The 18,832-nt window shown below is 60.3% G+C and carries 17 protein-coding genes, 1 tRNA gene, 1 rRNA gene and 1 pseudogene; 11 read left to right on the forward strand and 9 right to left on the reverse strand.

Going from position 1 to position 18,832, the window contains the following annotated elements; all coding sequences use genetic code 11:
* Positions 1-63 precede the first annotated feature (63 nt).
* Positions 64-175: ribosomal RNA gene (gene rrf, locus KQ661_RS03515) — 5S ribosomal RNA — on the forward strand.
* 185 nt (positions 176-360) lie between these two features.
* On the opposite strand, the pseudogene KQ661_RS03520 reads toward rrf, so the two are convergent.
* Positions 361-1,034, reverse strand: a pseudogene (locus tag KQ661_RS03520) (IS1595 family transposase).
* A gap of 218 nt (positions 1,035-1,252) precedes the next feature.
* On the opposite strand from KQ661_RS03520, the gene KQ661_RS03525 reads away from it, so the two are divergent.
* Positions 1,253-1,825 carry a fasciclin domain-containing protein gene (locus KQ661_RS03525; protein WP_216727928.1) on the forward strand — a complete coding sequence of 191 codons (573 nt, stop codon included), beginning with the start codon at positions 1,253-1,255 and terminating at the stop codon, positions 1,823-1,825.
* A gap of 82 nt (positions 1,826-1,907) precedes the next feature.
* Here KQ661_RS03525 and KQ661_RS03530 read toward each other — a convergent pair whose 3' ends face one another.
* The gene (locus KQ661_RS03530) at positions 1,908-3,047 is read right to left on the reverse strand and encodes a DnaJ domain-containing protein (RefSeq protein ID WP_216685661.1); all 1,140 of its coding nucleotides are present in this window, start codon (positions 3,045-3,047) and stop codon (positions 1,908-1,910) included.
* A gap of 147 nt (positions 3,048-3,194) precedes the next feature.
* On the opposite strand from KQ661_RS03530, the gene KQ661_RS03535 reads away from it, so the two are divergent.
* From KQ661_RS03535 to KQ661_RS03545, 3 genes are read left to right on the forward strand one after another with little or no spacing between them, the layout of a single operon-like run.
* On the forward strand, positions 3,195-3,572 hold the full coding sequence (locus KQ661_RS03535) for a phage holin family protein (RefSeq protein ID WP_216679381.1): 378 nt from the start codon (positions 3,195-3,197) through the stop codon (positions 3,570-3,572).
* Between the two features lie 12 nt (positions 3,573-3,584).
* Complete coding sequence (locus tag KQ661_RS03540) at positions 3,585-4,439, forward strand: hypothetical protein (RefSeq protein ID WP_216685662.1); 855 nt, start codon at positions 3,585-3,587, stop codon at positions 4,437-4,439.
* A complete protein-coding gene (locus KQ661_RS03545) occupies positions 4,411-5,196 on the forward strand; it encodes a geranylgeranylglyceryl/heptaprenylglyceryl phosphate synthase (protein WP_216679383.1) in 786 nt (261 codons plus the stop codon). The genes KQ661_RS03540 and KQ661_RS03545 overlap by 29 nt, the downstream gene beginning before the upstream one ends.
* Before the next feature lie 72 nt (positions 5,197-5,268).
* Here KQ661_RS03545 and KQ661_RS03550 read toward each other — a convergent pair.
* Positions 5,269-5,344, reverse strand: a tRNA-Thr gene (locus tag KQ661_RS03550).
* Positions 5,345-5,646: 302 nt separating this feature from the next.
* On the opposite strand from KQ661_RS03550, the gene KQ661_RS03555 reads away from it, so the two are divergent.
* The 3 genes from KQ661_RS03555 to KQ661_RS03565 all read left to right on the forward strand — a co-directional run bounded on the left by KQ661_RS03555 (position 5,647) and on the right by KQ661_RS03565 (position 9,584).
* Positions 5,647-5,913 carry a DUF4834 family protein gene (locus tag KQ661_RS03555; protein ID WP_216679384.1) on the forward strand — a complete coding sequence of 89 codons (267 nt, stop codon included), beginning with the start codon at positions 5,647-5,649 and terminating at the stop codon, positions 5,911-5,913.
* 126 nt (positions 5,914-6,039) lie between these two features.
* Positions 6,040-8,580: a YfhO family protein gene (locus tag KQ661_RS03560; protein ID WP_216685663.1), complete on the forward strand. Its 2,541-nt coding sequence runs from the start codon at positions 6,040-6,042 to the stop codon at positions 8,578-8,580.
* A gap of 83 nt (positions 8,581-8,663) precedes the next feature.
* A complete protein-coding gene (locus KQ661_RS03565) occupies positions 8,664-9,584 on the forward strand; it encodes a 1-aminocyclopropane-1-carboxylate deaminase/D-cysteine desulfhydrase (protein WP_216685664.1) in 921 nt (306 codons plus the stop codon).
* Here KQ661_RS03565 and KQ661_RS03570 read toward each other — a convergent pair.
* Positions 9,581-10,831: a hypothetical protein gene (locus tag KQ661_RS03570; protein ID WP_216685665.1), complete on the reverse strand. Its 1,251-nt coding sequence runs from the start codon at positions 10,829-10,831 to the stop codon at positions 9,581-9,583. The two genes, KQ661_RS03565 and KQ661_RS03570, sit on opposite strands and share 4 nt — an antisense overlap.
* Before the next feature lie 91 nt (positions 10,832-10,922).
* Between KQ661_RS03570 and KQ661_RS03575 the strand changes: the two genes are divergently transcribed.
* Positions 10,923-11,555 (forward strand): DUF4230 domain-containing protein, encoded by a 633-nt coding sequence (locus tag KQ661_RS03575; protein ID WP_235726918.1) that lies wholly within the window; start codon positions 10,923-10,925, stop codon positions 11,553-11,555.
* Positions 11,556-11,681: 126 nt separating this feature from the next.
* On the opposite strand, the gene KQ661_RS03580 is transcribed toward KQ661_RS03575, so the two are convergent.
* A complete protein-coding gene (locus tag KQ661_RS03580; protein WP_216679388.1) occupies positions 11,682-12,188 on the reverse strand; it encodes a regulatory protein RecX in 507 nt (168 codons plus the stop codon).
* Between the two features lie 191 nt (positions 12,189-12,379).
* Here KQ661_RS03580 and KQ661_RS03585 point away from each other — a divergent pair, with 191 nt between their 5' ends.
* Complete coding sequence (locus KQ661_RS03585; protein WP_216679389.1) at positions 12,380-15,028, forward strand: DUF5686 and carboxypeptidase regulatory-like domain-containing protein; 2,649 nt, start codon at positions 12,380-12,382, stop codon at positions 15,026-15,028.
* A gap of 181 nt (positions 15,029-15,209) precedes the next feature.
* On the opposite strand, the gene KQ661_RS03590 is transcribed toward KQ661_RS03585, so the two are convergent.
* Together KQ661_RS03590 and KQ661_RS03595 are read right to left on the reverse strand one after the other, a co-directional pair.
* On the reverse strand, positions 15,210-16,649 hold the full coding sequence (locus KQ661_RS03590; protein WP_216679390.1) for an amidohydrolase family protein: 1,440 nt from the start codon (positions 16,647-16,649) through the stop codon (positions 15,210-15,212).
* A gap of 29 nt (positions 16,650-16,678) precedes the next feature.
* Entirely contained in the window at positions 16,679-17,197 is a 519-nt protein-coding gene (locus KQ661_RS03595) for a sensor histidine kinase (protein WP_216685666.1), read from the reverse strand.
* 44 nt (positions 17,198-17,241) lie between these two features.
* Here KQ661_RS03595 and KQ661_RS03600 point away from each other — a divergent pair, with 44 nt between their 5' ends.
* The gene (locus KQ661_RS03600) at positions 17,242-17,571 is read left to right on the forward strand and encodes a hypothetical protein (RefSeq protein WP_216685667.1); all 330 of its coding nucleotides are present in this window, start codon (positions 17,242-17,244) and stop codon (positions 17,569-17,571) included.
* On the opposite strand, the gene KQ661_RS03605 is transcribed toward KQ661_RS03600, so the two are convergent.
* Positions 17,489-18,022, reverse strand: coding sequence for a hypothetical protein (locus KQ661_RS03605; RefSeq protein ID WP_216685668.1), 534 nt, complete (start codon positions 18,020-18,022; stop codon positions 17,489-17,491). The two genes, KQ661_RS03600 and KQ661_RS03605, sit on opposite strands and share 83 nt — an antisense overlap.
* Positions 18,023-18,183: 161 nt before the next feature.
* Complete coding sequence (locus KQ661_RS03610) at positions 18,184-18,468, reverse strand: hypothetical protein (RefSeq protein WP_216685669.1); 285 nt, start codon at positions 18,466-18,468, stop codon at positions 18,184-18,186.
* Between the last annotated feature and the right edge of the window lie 364 nt (positions 18,469-18,832).

Here is an 18,832-nt window from a genome sequence, read left to right on the forward strand (position 1 = left end):
GAGTTATTGAGGAGTGTGTTCCTGCGCAAGCAGGGCAATAGAACACGCACACTCCCCGCCAGCAATGGTGGCTTTAGCCCGGGTGTTCACCTCTTCCCATTCCGAACAGAGTCGTTAAGCCCCGGTGCGCCTATGGTACTGCCTTCACCGGTGGGAGAGTCGGTCGCCGCCAACCTTACAACAGGAAATCCTCTTGGATGCTTTCACCAGCAACCAAGAGGATTTTTGCTGTCTGCGATGATGCAGAAAGAGTTTGGACTGGGTTGTTACCATTTGTCAAATACTTTTCATGCTTGATAATGGTGATTACGCCGAAGCTAACAATGTTGAATAGGTATGGGGCTTAGGAAGCAAACAGGTTTATAGGGGCTGTTGGCGAAGTAATTTAAGGGGCAATTTATAGCGGTTCCCGTAGCGATGATTGAAGCGAAATCCAGACACTTTCAAATGCAGTAAGAAGGTGTGCCTGGGCACGCCCTTGAACTGGAGGCGGGCTTTGGTGAAGCTCCAGAAGGACTCGATGCCGTTGATGAGCGAGGCGCCTTGCACGAATTCGTCTTGGCCATGGCGGACGCGGAAGTGGCGGTCAAAGCCCACGTCTACCAGCCCATCATAACCGCGCCAGCCATCGGTGTTGACCATCGCGGCTACGTCGATTTTACCGCGTATGATGGCCTGCAAGGTCTTTTTCGAGCAGTCGGGCACGATTTCCGTGATACCTGCCTGCCGCGTTTAAACAGGCCGAAGACGATGGTTTTGCCGCTGGCTCCGCGGCCGCGTTTGCCGTGCACCCGGCGCGTACCGAAGTAGCTCTCGTCAAGTTCGACCGCTCCGTCGAGTTCGGCCGGCGCGGGGCTCCAGGCTAGGAGTCGGTGGCGCAACAGTAGGTAGAGGTCATTGACGGCCCGCACGCTCAGGCCTATGAGGCGGGCCGTATCCGAGGCCGTCAAATCCAAGGCAAACAGGCGCAGCAAGTAGCGAAATTTGACCTCCAAAATTTTGCTGTACCTATAATAGCGGTTAGCTGATTGCACAACAGTGAGTTATGCCCCATTTTTTGAATTTTGCTTCCTAAGCCCCTAAGTATTTGCGCTATGCGTGACCACTTGCATGAACAAGTCATTTATAATCGCTGACATAAATCAGCGTTGGACGATTTTTCTAGTAAAACTTATCGGCGATGCAATCCGCTGGGCGAAGGAATGGCGTAGGTGATGCATCAATCAAAAAAACTAACCATTTCTTTATACCGATGAAAAAGTCTTTGTTCTCCCTTGCCTTGGTTACTTTCCTCAGCGCTGCTGCTATTACCAATGTTTCGGCCCAAACTAAAAAAATGCCCGGTACCGTAATGGTAGGTGGTGCGGCTATGTACCCCACGAAAAACATCGTGGAAAATGCAGTTAACTCGAAAGACCACACGACGCTGGTGGCTGCTGTGAAAGCCGCAGGCCTAGTTGAAACGCTAAGCAGCGCTGGTCCTTTCACCGTATTTGCTCCTACTAACGAAGCCTTCAACAAACTACCTGCTGGCACGGTAGAAACGCTGGTGAAGCCTGAGAATAAGGCTACGCTGACCAAAATCCTGACCTACCACGTTGTGGCTGGCCGTATGACTGCCGCTGACCTCAAGAAAGCCATCAAGGCTGGTGGTGGCAAGGCTACGCTGAAGACGGTGAGCGGTGGTACTCTTACGGCGATGATTAAAGGCAAAACCATCGAGTTGAAGGACGAAAAAGGCGGCATATCGACTGTGACTATCGCAGACGTAATGCAGAGCAACGGCGTTATCCACGTAGTGAACACGGTGTTGATGCCCCAGTAAGGCTTTCTGAGCTTTTGAATGCAACTTCGGCAACCGCCGCTGGCTTTGGCCGGCGGCGGTTGTTTGCGTAGTGGGGATGGGGCTAACGGCAGGCGGCCTTGGCGGTTCGGGCGTATTCGTAACCCAGCTGCAGAGCGCGGCGATAGAACTCGCAGGCGGCGGTGGAATCGTTGGTGTGAGCAGCCAGCTTGCCGAGCAGGAAGTGGGTGCGGCCATCGGTGGGATTGGCCTGGAGCACTCGGAAGTAGTCGGAACGGGCTTCGGGGTAGCGGGCGAGGGCGGCGAAGGCCACGCCACGCAATTGGGTGTAATGCCAGGGGGCTTTGCGCCCGGCGCGTTGGTATTGGCTCAGGCCAGTGGTGAAATCGGCTACGGCTAGGGCTGGCTGGTGCAGGTCGAGCAGGCGGGTTTCGCCCCGGGCGAGGTAGACGGTGCTGCGGGTGCTGTCGAGGGCCAGGGAGCGGGTGTAATTGAAGTCGGCGGTGCGAGCGCGGCCGAGGGTGGCCTCGCAGCGGCCCAGCTGGTAGAGCAGGTCGGCGGTGAGGCGACGGGATTGGGGCTGCTGGAGTGCGGCCTGGAAGTCGGCGCGGGCGGCGCGGGCATCGTGGAGGTGAAAACGCGCCAGCTCGCCGCGCCGTCGCAGGGCGGGCGCGTAGTCGGGGCGGAAGTGCAGCGTTTCGTCCAGGTAGCTGGATGCTGCCGACCAATCGCCGCGCACGTAGGCTCGCAGCCCATCGGCGTAGTTGCTGGTGGCGGAGACGTGGTCCATGGTCACTTTTACGGCCATGGCAAACAGCACAATTCCCGCGATGAAAAGCAGGGTGAAAAGCCAGTCGCGCCGATTGAAGGAAGGACGCTGGTGCGGAATGCGCTGGTAGTGCCGCTCGCGGCTGCCAGCGGGAGGACGGGTGCGGAGCGGGGCGGGGGGAGGCATGGGTACGCCGTAGACGTGCTGCGACACGGGCCGCTGCTGCTGCTGGCGCTGGGCTTCGGCGGCGCGGCGGGCTGCCTGGGTTAGCTGGAAGTCGTAGGTGGCCCGTCGGGCAGGGTCACCGAGGATGCCATAGGCCACGGCAACGGCTTTAAACTGCTCCTCATAGCGCACATCGCCGCCGTGCTTATCGGGGTGGTAGCGCACCACCAACTGCCGGTAGGCGCGCTTGATATCGGCGGCCGGGGCGGTGGGGGCAACTCCAAGAACTTGGTAATGATTCTGACTCACGCTAACGGCAAACACAAAGGTGGGGGCAAAAGTCAGCCACGCGCCGAAATTTTCCGTAGAACCGGTACGGTCGGATGCTTTTTTTCTTGTTAAATCAATGAAACAGCCGGGCTCATTTTTTCTTGTGTCACCCCTTTTTCGCGCCGCATGTTTAACGACGACGATACTTCCAAAACCCCTCGCAACGACAGCTTGATTGGTAATCTAACGGGCTACCTCGATACCCGCATCGACCTGGTTCGGCTGGAAATACAGCAAAAAGTATCCACTATTTTTGTGGGCACTATTCACGGCGCTACCCTGGCCATTCTGGGGTTGTTGTTTGTAATCTTTGTGAGCGTATTTGCCGGGTTGGCGCTCAATTCCGCGCTAAATAGTCCTTACTGGGGCTTTGGTATCGTAGCTGGCTTCTACTTGGTACTGATGGTGCTGGTGCTGGTGGGCGTTGATAAAACGGCCTTCCAAGGTCTTGCCAACAAGGTGCTCAAGGACACCATTTACAAATCTGATAAACGCCAAGCCTAAGCCGACCTTCTTATGAGTGAGTTGCAAAACCCCCTGTTCGACGAGCAAAAAGAATTTCTCGAACGCAAAAAACTGGAGTATGAGCGCGCCTTGCGCGGCGACGTGGACCACATCAAGGAGCAATCGGTGGTGGTGGGCAAGGTGGCGCTGGTATGTGCCGGCCTGGCCGGTGGCGTATGGCTCATCACGAAGCTGATTGGCGGCAAGAAGCGCAAGCGTGTTCAGCAGAAGTACGTGGCCGACCATAGCGCGGCCGATAACGACTACGAGTTTGGTACCGATTATTATTCCAACAGCAAAAGCAAGAAGGATAAGAAGGGCAAAAAAGGTGATAACCTGGCGCACAAGTCCGCAGAAGAATCGGCCCGTGCTTTTGTGCAATACCAGCAGTACGCTCACGAAGCCGATGACCTGGGCTTTGGCTCCACGGCTTCGCATCCGGACGAGAATCCGTCGGAGACGGCTGCTGCCGCGCCCTTTGTCGCGGGTTCGACTTACGCGGATGAGAAGTTTGAGGAAGACCCGTTTCAGGATTTGCCTTACGACGACAGCCGCCGGCTGCCTGCCTCGCAGGCTTTCGACGAGTCCGCACCGGCTGGCTGCGCTAAAAAATCCCGCTCGCGCATAGTGGGCTCGGTATTTCAGGCATTTCTGCAGTCTGATACCGGTAAGGTATTGGTGGCTCAGGCGGCGGCTGTAGCCCTGGCCATGGTGACGAAAAAAGTAGGCGAGTTTTTCCCGGCGGACAAAAATGCCGACCTTGCGACTTCTCCCGGCTACGGCACAGCCGAAACGGGGGCTTCTCCCGTCGCCTCGTCTGCTCCTTCTGATTCCTCGGATGCGTCTAACCCTTCTAAGTCTTTATGATGCGCTGCGTGCCCGGCAGCAGCATGGCCGCAAAGCGCTGGCCGTATTGCTCGACCCGGACAACCTGGATGAAACCAGCCTGTTGCACCTGCTCGGCCTGAGTGAGGCGCATCCGGTCGATTACTTTTTTGTGGGGGGCAGCCTGGTGCTTAGTTCGCACCAAGCTGCCCTTATCACGTTAATCAAGGCCCATTCTGATGTGCCGGTGCTGCTGTTTCCCAGCCACAGCATGCACCTCGATGGCCCGGCCGATGGCTTGCTGCTGCTCTCGCTCATCTCGGGCCGCAACCCTGATTTTTTGATTGGCCAGCACGTGGTGGCCGCGCCGCGCCTCAAGGCCAGCGGCTTGCAACTGCTGTCGACGGGCTATATGCTGGTCGATTCGGGCCGGCCTACCACGGCTTCCTACATGAGTGGTACCGCACCCATGCCGCACAATAAGCCGGGTATCGCGGCCTGCACGGCACTGGCTGGCGAGCAGCTGGGGCTGAAGCTGATGTATCTCGACGGTGGCAGCGGGGCTCAAAACCCGGTATCCGGTGCGATGATTGCGGCCGTGCGCGAAGCCGTGAGTGCGCCCCTCATTGTGGGTGGCGGGCTGAACTCAGGCGAGAGATTGTATGCAGCCCTGGCAGCCGGGGCCGACGTGGTGGTGGTGGGCAACCATATTGAGGCCAACCCGGAGTTTCTGGCCGAGGCGGTGGGCGTGGTCGCTTCGTTCAACCAAGTGGCGGCTTCGCAGCGCGTTTTCCAATAACTGCGCGGCAGATGGCTTTGCTCCAAATAAAAAGGCCCTGAAACCGCAATGCGGTTTCAGGGCCTTTTTATTTGGAGCCGCTTATTGGACTCGAACCAACGACCTGCTCATTACGAATGAGCTGCTCTACCAACTGAGCTAAAGCGGCTTGTTCCCGACCAACGGTTTTGGATGGGGCTGCAAAGATAGGCAATAGGCCGGAAGCCACGCAACCACAACTGGAGAAAAATTTAGCAACCGAACCCGGGGCCGTGCGTTTGCATTAGGAAACAGTCTTTCCTGCTTCCCCCGAAATCACTGCGCTCACCTACCGCTGGTCTGGATGGTACTGTTGCCCTCGCGCTGCGGAACCGATAAGCCGGAGCGGGCCGTTTATGTAAAGCAAAAGTGCCGAGTGCACGTCAGCAGGCGCTGACCGTACTTTGTGGCGGCGTTTACGTTTCCAGCTATATGAAATTTTGGCTCATATTCATTCTGATTTTTTTCGCGGTTCGATACCTGCTGCCCATTGTGCTGCGGCTGGCGCTAAGCGGCTTTGTGCGCAAGCAGATGCGCAACGGAGGCTTTGTGGTGCCGCCCCAGGCACGGCCCGATAGCAGCCCTAATGCCCAGCCCGGCGAAGTGCGGGTGGACTATGTGCCGCCCGTGGCAGAACAGGGCAAACAACCACACGACTTTAAGGGTGGGGAATACATTGATTTTGAGGAAGTAAAGTAGGGTAGGGTCAATTTCAGGAAGATTGGAGTGGCCTTGGGATTTGGGGATTGACTCCGGGACGTTAGCGGCTACGGGTGGTTCTACTGTACCTTCGGGCACGTTTTCATTTTCCCCAAAATTGCCCTGATGGCTGTTGTTGCTTCTGCTCCTTCTGTTTCGTCCGCGCCGTGGTGGCAGCGGGCTGTGCCGCATGTGCTGGCGGTGTTGTTTTTCGTGGTGCTTGCCTGCGCGTATTTCGCGCCCATCATGTTCGATGGCAAAACCCTGGCTCAGCACGACATTACCCAGTTCCAAGGGGGGGCGCACGAGGCGCAGGAGTACGCTAAAGCCATGGGCAAAGAGGCTTTATGGACCAATTCCATGTTCTCGGGTATGCCCACGTACCTTATCAGCCTGCACTTTCCGGGCGACTGGTCCGGGTATTTGCAGAAGGCCATGACGCTGGGCCTACCCGCCGTGGTAGCCAACCTGTTTCTGGCGCTGCTCTGCGGCTACATTTTGCTGGTGGCGCTGGGCGTGCGGCCGCTCATTGCGGTGGCGGGCGCGGTGGCGCTGGGCTTTTCGAGCTACAACCTGGCCATTCTGGCCGCTGGCCACAACACCAAGAGCCTGGCCCTGGCCTACGCGCCGCTGGTGCTGGGCGGCCTGCTCGTGACGTACCGCCGCGATAAGTGGCTGGGAGCCGCGCTTTTTGCCGTGGGCCTCACGCTGAACGTGCACGTCAACCACCTTCAGATTACGTACTACCTGCTGCTGCTGGTGGCTATTTTCGGCATTATCGAGTTGGTATCGGCGGTGCGGGCGGGCCGCCTGCCCGATTTTGCCAAGCGCACGGCGCTGCTGGCGCTGGGCGCGGCGCTGGCCGTGGGTGTGAGTTTCGGCCGCCTCTACACCACCGCCGAATATAGCAAATACAGCAACCGGGGCCCGAGTGAGTTGAAGTCGGCCGCGCCTACTGCGCCCGGCCAGGCCCCGGCCGCCAACCCGGAGGACGCCGGCTCGGGCGTGGACCGCGACTACGCGTTCCAGTACAGCTACGGTGTGGGCGAAACTATTACTCTCCTGATTCCCAATTTCTACGGCGGGGCCAGCTCCATGCCGCTCGGCACCGATTCTAACCTGGCCAAAGCAGGCCTGCCGCAGGAATATTTGGGTTCGATGCCCACCTACTGGGGCCAGCAGAGCTACACGGCCGGGCCGGTGTATATGGGCGCGGTGGTATGCTTTCTGTTCATTCTGGGGCTGTTTGTGGTGGAAAAGCGTACGCGCTACTGGCTGCTGGCGGGCACGGTGCTGTCCATTTTACTGGCCTGGGGTAAGAACTTTGAAACGTTTAACTACCTGATTTTTGACCTGCTGCCGGGCTACAATAAGTTTCGGGCCGTGAGCATGGCGCTGGTGATTGCGCAGCTGGCCATGCCCATTCTGGGTGCGCTGGCCTTGAGCCGCATCCTGCGGCCCCGGCCGGCCGCTGCGCCCACGCTACTGGGTACCAAAGCGCCCCTTTCGGCCGAGGCTTCGGCATTATTGCCCAAGGTGCTGTATGCCGGCGCTATCGCGGCCGGGTTGTGCGTGCTGGCTTATCTGGCCAGCTTCAGCTTCGATTTTGCCGCGCCCGTGGATGGGGAGCTGACCAAGCAGGGTTTCACGCCGCAGCTGCTGGGCGCGCTGCGCGCCGACCGCGCCGATTTGCTCCGCAACGACGTGTGGCGTGGGCTGCTCTTTATTGGGGCGGCGTTGGGCGTGCTGTATTTCCACCTGAAAGGACAACTGAAAGTGGTGCCGGCGGCGGCCATTATGGTGGTGCTGGTGCTGGTGGATTTGTGGGGCGTGGATAAGCGCTACCTCGGCGACAATAAATTTCAGCGCGAAACCATTGCCGAGGAATTCCAGCTCAGCCCGGCCGACCAGCTGATTTTGCAGGATAAGGACCTGAGCTACCGCGTGCTCAACGTGCAAAATCCCTTCAACGAAGCCCAGACTTCATACTTCCACAAGAGCATTGGTGGCTACCACGGGGCCAAGCTGCGCCGCTACCAGGACCTTATCGAACGCCAGATTTCAAACAATAACCAGCAGGTGCTCAATATGCTGAACATGCGCTACCTCATCACCGGTGACGCCAAGCAGCCAGTGCAGCGCAACCCCGGCGCGCTGGGCAATGCCTGGTTTGTGAGCGAAGTGCAGCCCGTGGCCAGCCCCGATGCCGAGATGGCGGCCCTCAGTACCCTGAGCCCGGCCACCGAAGCGGTGGTGGATGCCAGCAAATTTCCGCAGCAAAAAGCCGCGACCTATGACATTGCCGGCTCCAGCATCGCTCTCACCAACTATAGCCCCGACGAGCTGAAATACCGCTACAATGCTACGCAGGCCGGCCTGGTGGTGTTCTCCGAAATCTATTACGCCGATGGCTGGCAGGCTTTCATCGATGGCAAGCCGGTGCCGCACATTCGGGCCGATTACGTGCTGCGGGCCCTACAGGTGCCGGCTGGCGCGCACACCATTGAGTTCAAGTTTGAGCCGAAGTCTTACGCTGTGGGCAATGCGGTGTCGTTGGTGGCCAGCATTGCGCTGCTGCTGGTGCTGGTGGGCACGGGCGTGTACGTAGCACGCCGCCGCGAGCGCAGCGGCGACGAGCTGCTGAACGACGCGCCGGTGCTGGCGTAGCTTCTGCTTTGTGCAAAATCAGGGAAAGGGGATGGGGGAACGGTTGTTTCTTTGGTCCCCTTTCTCGTTTTACCGCCGTCCCGATGCTGCCTACATCCCTTCTTCAGCTGCTCGATGAGCCGGTAGCCAACGCCCACGGCGTGCGCCTGCTGCTGTGGCGCGACGACCTGGTGAACCCGGACCTGCCCGGCAACAAGGCCCGCAAGCTCAAGTACAATCTGGCGGCGGCCCGTGCGCAGGGCCACCACACGCTGCTCACTTTTGGCGGGGCTTATTCCAACCACATTGCGGCCGTGGCGGCGGCCGGCCGGCTGCTGGGCTTCCGCACCATCGGCTTGATTCGGGGCGATGAGCCGGCGGCGGGGTCCACGCTCAACCCCACGCTGGTCCGGGCCGCCGCCGATGGCATGGCCCTGCACTACCTCGACCGCACGGCCTACCGCCGCCGGCCCGAGCCGGAGTTTATGACGGAGCATCTGGCCCGCTTTGGCCCGGCCTACGTGCTGCCCGAGGGGGGAACTAATGCGCTGGCCCTGCCCGGCTGCGCCGAGCTGGTGGCCGAGATTCGACAGCAGGTTGATTTTGATGCGCTGGCCGTGGCCGTGGGTACCGGCGGCACCCTGGCGGGCCTGCTCACTGGCCTGGCTGGCCAGCAGCACGCCGTGGGCGTGGCGGCCCTGAAAAACGGCGGTTTTTTACGCACGGAAATTGATGCGCTGACCCAGGCGACGGCTGGACAGGCTTTCGATAATTATTCGCTTCAGACCGATTATCACTTCGGCGGCTACGCCAAGTATTCGGTCGAGCTGCTGGCGTTTATTCAGCAGTTTCAGGTGCAGCACGGCGTGCTGCTCGACCCGATTTATACCGGCAAGCTGCTGTTTGGGGTGCTGCATTTGGTGGGGAAGGGTTATTTCCGGCGTGGTAGTACGGTGGTGGCTATTCACACCGGCGGGCAGCAGGCCTGGGCGGGCTGGGAAGAGCGGTTTGGGGCGCGAGGCTAGGGCCTAGCCAGCAGCGGACCGTATTTGGCAACCGTTCTTACAGGCCAAAGCCGCTGTAGTTCCAGCGCGGCCAGTACAAAAATGAAGGGCAGCACCGGGGCCAGGAAGCGCACGTCGTAGTCATCGACCGTGAGCATGACAACGCCGGCCTGTAGCAACGGCACACCTACCAGAAAGGCCCGGGCCGGCAGCCATACCCGCGCCTGGCGCGCTCCGCGAAACGCCAGGTAGTACAGTGGCCAGAGCACCAGTACGCTGATGAGCCGGTGCGCCAGCGAATAATATGGCTTGACACTGCTGAAGAATACTAGCAGCTTGCCGGCCATCAGGCGGGCCAGAAAGCCCGGGTTGTGGGCCGCAAAGTGGAGCACTCGAGACATCTGACCCAGGCCAGCTGGGGGCAACACTAACGGAGTGCTTGGGTGGATAGCCCACACCGGCGTAGCAAACATGAGCTCGCCGCGCAAATACGTTTCGACGATAAAAAAGCTGACCAGCTGATAATTAAGCCACCACACTGCCAATGGGGTAGCCAGCACCGCTCCGGCTACCACCAGCCAGAATAGCCGGCGGCGCTGACTGTAGAGCGAGGCCAGCCCAGCCAGAACGGCTGCGCCGGTTACCACAAAGCCATTGGGCCGTACCAGGGCCGTGAGCAACAGCAGGATGATGAGCGTAACCCAGGCTTGCCAGCCCCCATTGCGTACTTGCACAAAGGCCCAGAAGGAGAGGACCGATAAGCTGATGAATAGTGATTCGGTGAGCAGGTAGCTGTTGAACTGCTGCACGTCGGGCCACAGAATAAACAAGCCGGTTGCCAGCGCGGCCGCACCGCGCCGGCCGGCCAGTAGCTGCCGCAATGCTTGGTACAGGGCCCTGGCAGCTACGCCCGAAACAGCCAGCTGCCCCAGCACAATGCCCCACCACCCCGCGTGCAGCCGCAGCCACACGCTTTGGAACCAGGGATATAGGATGTAACGCTGGTTGTGCTCGTACTGAAAATTGCCGATGCCGTTGTTGGCAATGGTCGTAGGGGCCGTGCCCGGTTCGATTTTATAGTAGCCGTGCTCGGCCAGGTTGGCGGCGTATTCGAGGTAGCGGCCGCTGTCGTTGGCGTAGTGCGGGCCGTGATAGCGCAGCAGGAAAGCCACTTGCACCATCAGCCAGAGGGCCAGCAACAGCCAGCCGTGCCCGCGCCACAGGCGTGGGCCAAGGCCCGGGGCGGGGGGAGAGGAAGAAAGAGTCACCGGCCAAAGCTACACTGTGGCTGCCACAACCCCGGATAAGCAGTAGCTTTTGGCAATTCGCTCGTACAAGTAGATGCTAATCCTAACACCTATGCTGCCCCGCCTCATGCGTCGCCTCTTGCCCCTGTTGTTTCTGCTTGCCCTCGGCTGGTTTCTCTGGAAGAAAATAGGCCCCACCCTCGCCGACCTCAACCCGCTGAATACCGAGCCCAAAGTCACCGTGACGCACAACACGGTTCTCACCCAGGTAGAGGCCCTGGGCAAGCTGGAGTTGGTGCGCTACAAGTTCAAGGACATTGTGGAGTACCGCCGGGCCAGCCGCTACCCGCTGCTGCCCGATGCCAAAGTGGCCCTCGTGGTGGGCGGCGAAGCCGTGGGCTGCCTCGACCTGCGCAAAATCCGCCCGCAGGATGTCGTGTTTGAGGGCGACTCCATTGTGCGCGTGGTGCTGCCTGCGCCGGAGCTGTGCTCCTTCCAGGTGAACCACGACCAAAGCCGCGTATTCAGTACCGAAAACGGCTTTTTTCAGGATGCCGACCTTGTGGACCAGGGCTACAAATACGCCGAAAAGCAGGTCCGCAATGCCGCCCTGCAATCAGGCATCCTGGCCGAAACCCAGCGCAACGCCGAGCAGATTCTCGTGCCCATGCTGCGTACGCTCACCGGGCGGCGGGTGATAATCGGGCAGCAATTGGTGATGCCAAGAGTGGGGCCGAAGCAGTAGAACGGTCATGCTGAGCGCAGCCGAGGCATCTCGCATGGAGTAGTAACTCAATTGATAGAATAGGTTAGTGGTGGCACGCGAGATGCCTCGGCTGCGCTCGGCATGACCGTTCCGGAACGCTCTATGCTACTCATCGTCTTCCGGCGCTTTGCCCAGCTCATCGAGCGCCATTTTTATCAGGTCCTGCTCGTAGCCTTTGCCGGTGAGGTACTGCGAGATTTTCATGCGGCGCACGCGTGGGTTTTTCTCCTTTTCCTGGCGGTCCTTTTTCTCCATCACGTCCACCAGGTTCTGGTAGTATTCTTCGCCATCAATCTCCTTCAGGCCCGATTTGATGCAGTATTCGCTGATGCCTTTCTGCTTCAGCTCCTGTATGATGCGGCGGCGGCCCCACTTCTTGTTTCGGTAGTGGCCGCGCACGAACGACTGGGCAAACCGCTCCTCGTCCAGTAGCTTTTCGCGGCTCAGGCGGATGATGATTTCGCCGGCTTCGTCCTCGTCGAGGCCGTAGGATTTTAGCTTTTGCTCGACTTCTTTCTGGTTGCGCTCCTGGTAGGCGCAGAAGGCGGCGATTTTTTGCAGGGCCTCGCCGGGCGTGTACTGCTTGGGGGCTTTATCGGAATTTTTGAACATGAGGGGCAGGGTTTCGGGCGGCAAGTAATGGAAAACAACGCGCCGGGCGGTTCGTTACCAATTCCGGTACTGATTATTACGCGCTGCCATCGGCCGGGCGGCACAATGTCAGGCAACCTTTGGGCCCTCCGCATGCATCAGTTGCGGGCGGGGCGTACCTTGGGGGTGCCTTTTTTCTGCCCATCGATTTTATGTTGCAAATTTCTTTACGCTGGTTACTTCTTGCGCTGCTGCTGATTGCCGCGCCATTTCTCAGCTGCGCCGGCGTAATCCGGGGCACAGTGAGCGGGGCCAACAAGGCGGGCCTGGCCTTTGCCAATGTGGCTGTGCGCGGCGCGGCCACTAGCACGGGGGCCAACGAGCAGGGCCAGTTCCTGCTGCGGCTGCCGGCTGGACAGTACGATTTGGTGTTCCAGTATGTGGGCTACAAGCAGCATATTGAGCCGGTGCGCGTGCCGGGCGGTGACTCTACGCTCACCGTCAACATCACGCTCCAGCCCGAGGCCTACAGCTTGGGCGAGGTACTGGTGAAATCCTCCGACCGCGACCCGGCTTATGCCATCATCCAGGAGGCGCAGCAGTGGCGGGCCTACCACAAGCGCGAGGTGGCCGCCTACCGCGCCCGCATCTACATCAAAGCCCTGGGCCGCATCAACGAGACGCCGGCCAAAATTATGGGCTTGTTTAAGCTGGGGCCGGACATTAAGAAAGGTATTTTTTACCTGTCCGAAACCCTGTCCGATTTCAGCTTCACGCAGCCCAACATCGTGAAGGAGCGCATGTTGTCGAGCCGAATCAGCGGCGACTCGCGGGGCATTAGCTTCAACCGGGCCAGCGCGGGGCGCAATCTGACTTTCTATGAAAACCTGATAAACCCCGGGTTTTCGGAGCGCGGCTTTGTGTCGCCCATTGCGGGCAATGCCATGCTGTTCTACAAGTACGAGCTGGTGGGCAGTACCCCGCAGGGCGGAGTGCTGGTGCACAAAATACGGGTGCTGCCGCGCCGCCGCACTGACCCCGTTTTTGCGGGCTACATCTACATCGTGGACGGCTCGTGGCGCATCCACTCCGTCGATTTGCACCTCGATAAGGATGCCCAGCTCGACTATGTAGACGAACTGCACCTGGCCCAGCAGTACGCGCCCGCGCCGGGCAATGCCAACGTCTGGCTTATTCAGTCGCAGCAGGTTACAGCCAACTTATCGGGCTTGGGTTTTAAGGGTTCGGGCTACATCACGGCCGTGCTTTCCAACTATGCCAACGTGGTGCCTACCTACCCCACGCCGCCCGCGCCCAAAGCCGCGCCGCCCGTGATAGTCGAGGGCAAAAACGCCGCCCCCGTGGGCCAGGAAACCGCCGCTCAAATCCGCAAACGCAAGCCCGACCTGCGCGGCCTCAATGCCCAGGTGCGCAAAAAAGTGAAGCAGGCCGCGCGCGATTCTCTCAAAAACGACATCTTCGCCCAGATGCCGCGCGGCCAGGTGCAGCTGGTAGAAAAAGGCGTGAACGAGCGCGACTTGGCCTATTGGGACGCCGTGCGCCCAGTGCCCCTCACGGCCGAGGAAACGAAGGATTACCAGGTGAAGGACAGCACCGAAGTCCTCCGCCGCTCGCGCCCTTACCAGGACTCGATGGACCGCAAGCGCAACGAGTTCGAGCCCATCAACCTGCTGATGGGCGGCTACACGTACGTCAACAGCTTCAAGAAGACGTCGTTCTACGTGCTGCCGGTATCGCGTATTTTCCAGTACAACACCGTGGAAGGCGCCGTGCTCAACGCCCAGGCTACCTTCCGGAAGCGTACCGACGACCGACGGAATTTCAGCATCACACCGGTGCTGCGCTACGGTTTCAGCAGCAACGAGCTGAATCCCAGTTTAGACGCTAGCTGGCAGCTGCACCCGGCCCGCCGCCAGCAAATCGGCCTGAAAGCCGGCCGTACCATCGAGAATTTTGACAAGAATTCGCAGGTGACGCCGCTCATCAACACGCTCTACACGCTGTTTGATAACCGCAACTACGCCAAGCTTTACCGCCGCGACGGGGCCGAGCTGAGCTACCTGACGGAGCCGGTGAACGGCCTGACCCTGCTCACCACCGCCGCCTACTTCGACCGCCATGAGCTGTACAACACCACCGACCGGCTTATCTACGACGTGCCCGGCCGCGCCTTCACCCCCAACCGGCCCGTGAGCGACGAGCTGGCGGATACCGGCTTTGGCCGCAGCCGCATTCTTACCGTGGCGCTCTCGGCTGATTTCAAGCCTGGCCAGCGCTACATCAGCCGGCCCGATGGCAAGTTCAACCTCGGCTCAAAGTGGCCTACCTTCAACGTACAGGGCCGCCTGGCCGTGCCGCACGCGCTGGGGGCCGATGTGCGCTACCTGCTGCTGCAAGCCGGCGTGCGCGACAATGTGCCGCTGGGCCTGTTGGGTGCCAGCAGCTTCCGCGTGAGCGTGGGCGGCTTCGTGGGCAAGCAGGAGGGGATGACTTTCATCGACTACCGCCATTTCTCCGGCAACCAAACTCTGCTCGCTGGCAATTTCAGCGAGTTCCAGCTGCTGGATTACTACCGCTTCAGCACCAACAATACCTACCTCGAAGCTCACTACGACCACCACTTCAACGGCTTCATCTTCAATAAAGTCCCGCTCTTTCGCAAGCTGAAATGGCAGGAAGTAGTTTCGTTCAACTACCTCACTACCGCCCAGGCCGGCCACTACGTGGAGCTGGGCGCGGGCGTGGAGCACATCTTCAAAGTGCTGCGGGTTGATTTTTATACGGCCCTGCAAAGCGGCCAGCGGCTGGGTACGGGGTTTCGGATAGGGGTGGGTTTCTAGACCACTGATTAGCACGGATTTCAGCGGATTTCACGGATTCTGTAGTCGATTGCTACGACTATAATCGCTCCGAAATAGGGTGCGGGGTGCTAATAAATCCAGCCAAACGGAAACCAAAGCTATACTGGGATTCGACTACAAAATCCGCGAAATCCGCTAAAATCCGTGCTAATCAGTGGTCCTATTTATTACGGATGGCGCGCATCATACTGGCCAGCGTGGCGGCCGGGTAGGCCTTGCCACGGGAAATCACGGCGTCGATTTTTTTGATGTTGCTGATGTCTTCCAGCGGGTTGGCGGTCAGGAGCACCAGGTCGGCGTCTTTGCCGGGGGCGATGGCGACGGTTTGTCCGGCCACGCCCATAAAGCGGGCTCCGTTGAGGGTGGCAGCCTGCAGCGCCTGCAGCGGCGTGAGGCCGGCTTTCACCAGCAAAATTACCTCTTCCTGAAGCGAGGCGCCGGGGTAGATGAACGAATTGAACGGGCCGCTATCGGAGCCGGCCAGCAGGGTTACGCCGGCGGCTTGCATGGTCGGAATCATGCTTATAAATTTGGTTTCCAGCTTCCGGCTGAAATTCTGGCTGGCCAGCGGCTGCGTGCGGGCACTGGCGAGGCGGCGCTGGTAGGTAGCCTGAATCTTTGGGTCGATGTAGGCCAGCAGGGAGTCGCGGGCGTGGTCGTTTTCGGGCAGTTCCGTCAGCGTCTTGCCGATGTAGAGCGTGGGCACGGCAGCCGTGTGGCGCTTGGCCATGAGGGCGAAGATGCGGGCCGCCGCTGCCGGGCTATACGTGTCGTACACGGCCGGCAGCATGGCGAACAGGCCCAGCGGCTTGCTGGTGACCAAGCTGTTGCGCACCAGCGTGGTGAGGCTGTCCTCCTTGCCGGAGCAGGCCTTGAACACGTAGTACAGGTGCTCGGTGGCATCGAGGCCGCGCTGCACGGCGTCGCTCAGCTTCACGGAGTAGGGCATGTGGCCGGTGGTTTTCATCCCGCGCCGCTGCGCCAGCCGGATGGTTTCGAGGTAGGCCGCGCCCGAAATCTTGCTGTCGTAAATCTTCACGTAGTCCACCTTCAACCGTTGCAGCGAGTCGAGCGCCTTGCGAATCTGGCCCTTGGTTTCCACTTCCAACGAGCCCGGCCAGTAGGCCCCCGGCCCATCAATCTTGGGGCCCGACGTGAAGATGCGCGGCCCGGCCAGGTGGCCCGCATCCATGTCGCGCCGCCACTGGAAGATGCTGGGCGTGAGGTCGCCGCCCGCGTCGCGCACCGTGGTGATGCCGTGGGCCAGAAACAGGGTCAGGCTTTTTTTATTGGCGGCGGCCAGGCTGTCGCCGCCTCGGAAGTGCACGTGCATGTCCCACAGGCCCGGTATCAGGTAGCGGCCGTTGCCGTTCACGTACTGTTTGGCGGCGTAGCTGTCCTTATCGGCCAGTCCCACACTTACTATTTTGCCCTTCGCGATGGCCACCACCTGGTTGGGTGTGAGCTGGCCCGTGCGTACATCCACAATGGTTACGTGGTTGATAACCACGTCGTAAATCTCCAGCTTGGTGGGGCGGCGGGCGCAGGTGGTTAGCAGCACGGCCGCCAGTAAACCAAAAATAACTCGGGATGATTTCATGCGGGCAATGACAAGCGGTGCCGGCAAAGTTAGGCGGGTAAACGTACCGTGAACCGAGTGAACTCTCCTTCCTCCGTTTCGACGGTCAGCGTGCTCTGGTGGCCCTTCGTGATAATGTCGTATGCCAGCGACAACCCCAGGCCCGTGCCTTCGCCAGCAGGCTTGGTGGTGAAGAATGGCTGAAACACCCGTTCCGCTACACTGGCCGGGATGTCAAAGCCGTTGTCGTACACTTCTATCGTTACCGAGTCGCCCTCGCGCCGCGTCTGCACGCTCATCTGGGGCTGAAAGCCGGGGCCACTGGCCTGCTGGTGTTGCCGCACCGCATAAAAAGCATTCGCAAACAAATTCAGCATGGCTCGGCCCAGCTCCTGCGGCACGGCGGCCACGGTGCCCACTGCCGGGTCGAAATGAACTTCGAGCTCCACGGCGTGCGTGAGCTGTCGGCCCGGCGCACCCTGGTAGGCCATGCGTAGGTACTCGGCCACCAGGGCGTTGAGGTCGGTGGACACGGGCTGCCGGGGGCCGGGGCGGGCATGGGCCAGCATATCGGCAATGATGGCCGAGCTCGCCGCCCGTGCGCGCTTATTTCGTGCAGATTCTGCTTCAGGCCGTCCTGTATCTGCTGCTCCAGGCCGGCAGTGGGCGTGGTAGTGTCGTGGTCGAGCAGGCCCAAGCTCACATCGGCAAACTTGCGCATGAAGGCCAGCGGGTTCTGCAGCTTATTGGCAATGCCCGCCGAAAGCTCGCCCACGAAGGCCCATTTCTCGGCCGCCACCAGCTGCGCCTGAACGGCGCGCACTTCGGTCAGCGCCTCGTCCAGGGCATTCCGCTGGGCTTCAATCTGGGCGTTGCGCTCGTTCAGCAGGCGGTTGGCGCGGCGATGGCGGCGGTTGGCCCAGCCCAGCAAGCGCCACCGTGAGCAGCACTGCCAGCAGGCTGAGGAAGCCGCTGCGCTGGTAATTAGCAGTTTGCTGCTGTTGCAGGGCCCGTTGCCGCAGCAGCTGCTCGGTGAAGGCCAGCAGCTCCAGCTGTTGAAACTTCTCGGGGCCATAGAGGCTGTCGCGTGCTGCCCCGGCCAGGCTCTGGTAATGAAAGGCACTGTCTGGCCGGTGGCGGGCCTGGTACAGCCGCGCCAGCAGCGCCCCGGCATTCATCACCGTAAGGCGGTACGACACGGCTTGGGCATTGCGCAGCGCGTGGCGGGCGGGCAGCAGGCTCGGATCGGGCTGGTGCAGCTGCTCAAACAGCAGGGCCATGTGGTAGTGCGCCATGGCATGGTTGCGCAAGTCGTTGGTGGCCTGGGTTTCGTGCAGCGCCCGGCGGTAGTGGGCAAATGTTTCGGGGGAGTGGCCCAGGAGGGCCTGCACCATGCCCATGTTGCGCAACCTCCGGCCACGGCCAGCCGGGGCCGGAGGTTGCGGGCAATGAGCGTTTCGGCCCGCTACTGCAGGGCCAGAGCCGAGTCGAGCTGGTTGAGCTTCTCGTAGCAGCTGCCCAGGTTGGTGCGGGTGCCCGCCACCCACGGCAGCCGCTACAGGCGGCGGTACAGCACCTCCGAAGCACGGTAGTGCTCAATGGTCTCCGGGTACTGGCGCAGGTCGAGGCTGATGTTGCCCAGGCCGTTCAGGGTGGATGCTTCGCCTTCCGGGTTGTGGCTTTGGCAGCTGAGCTGGAGGGCAATCTGCTGGTTGGCGTAGGCCTTGGGTAGCTCGCCGCGTTCGCGCAGCACCATGCCAATCACGCCTTGGGCCCGGCCACGGCCTTTGTCGAAGTTGAGCTGCCGTGCCAGCTGCCAGGCCTTCTGGGCCAGGTACATTGTCGAGTCGGGCTTCTAGGCCCGGTAGGTGTGGCCCAGCTCCAGTAGTAGCAGCACCCGGGCCGAGTCGGGGGTGGGGGGGCAGCACGCGCCGCAGGCTATCGGTAGCCGGGCTTTGGGCGCGTGCCTTTAGCCCCCAGCCACTAAGGAATAACCAATATGAGTAGCAGCAGGCGTGCGGCTGAGGCAGGCATTGAAAGAACGGAAAGTAGGAAGCGGAAAGATGGAAGTGCTTGCAAAAACCAGGCGTAATAGGAACGTCACCCAGGCTTGCTAATTGCAGACAGGTACGTAAAATAAGATATTCGGCTTGCTGGCTACACGGCAAACAAACCAACATAATGGTGCTAATGGATAAAAAATG

Origin of the sequence: Hymenobacter siberiensis (genome assembly GCF_018967845.1) — a bacterium.
Lineage (GTDB): Bacteria > Bacteroidota > Bacteroidia > Cytophagales > Hymenobacteraceae > Hymenobacter > Hymenobacter siberiensis.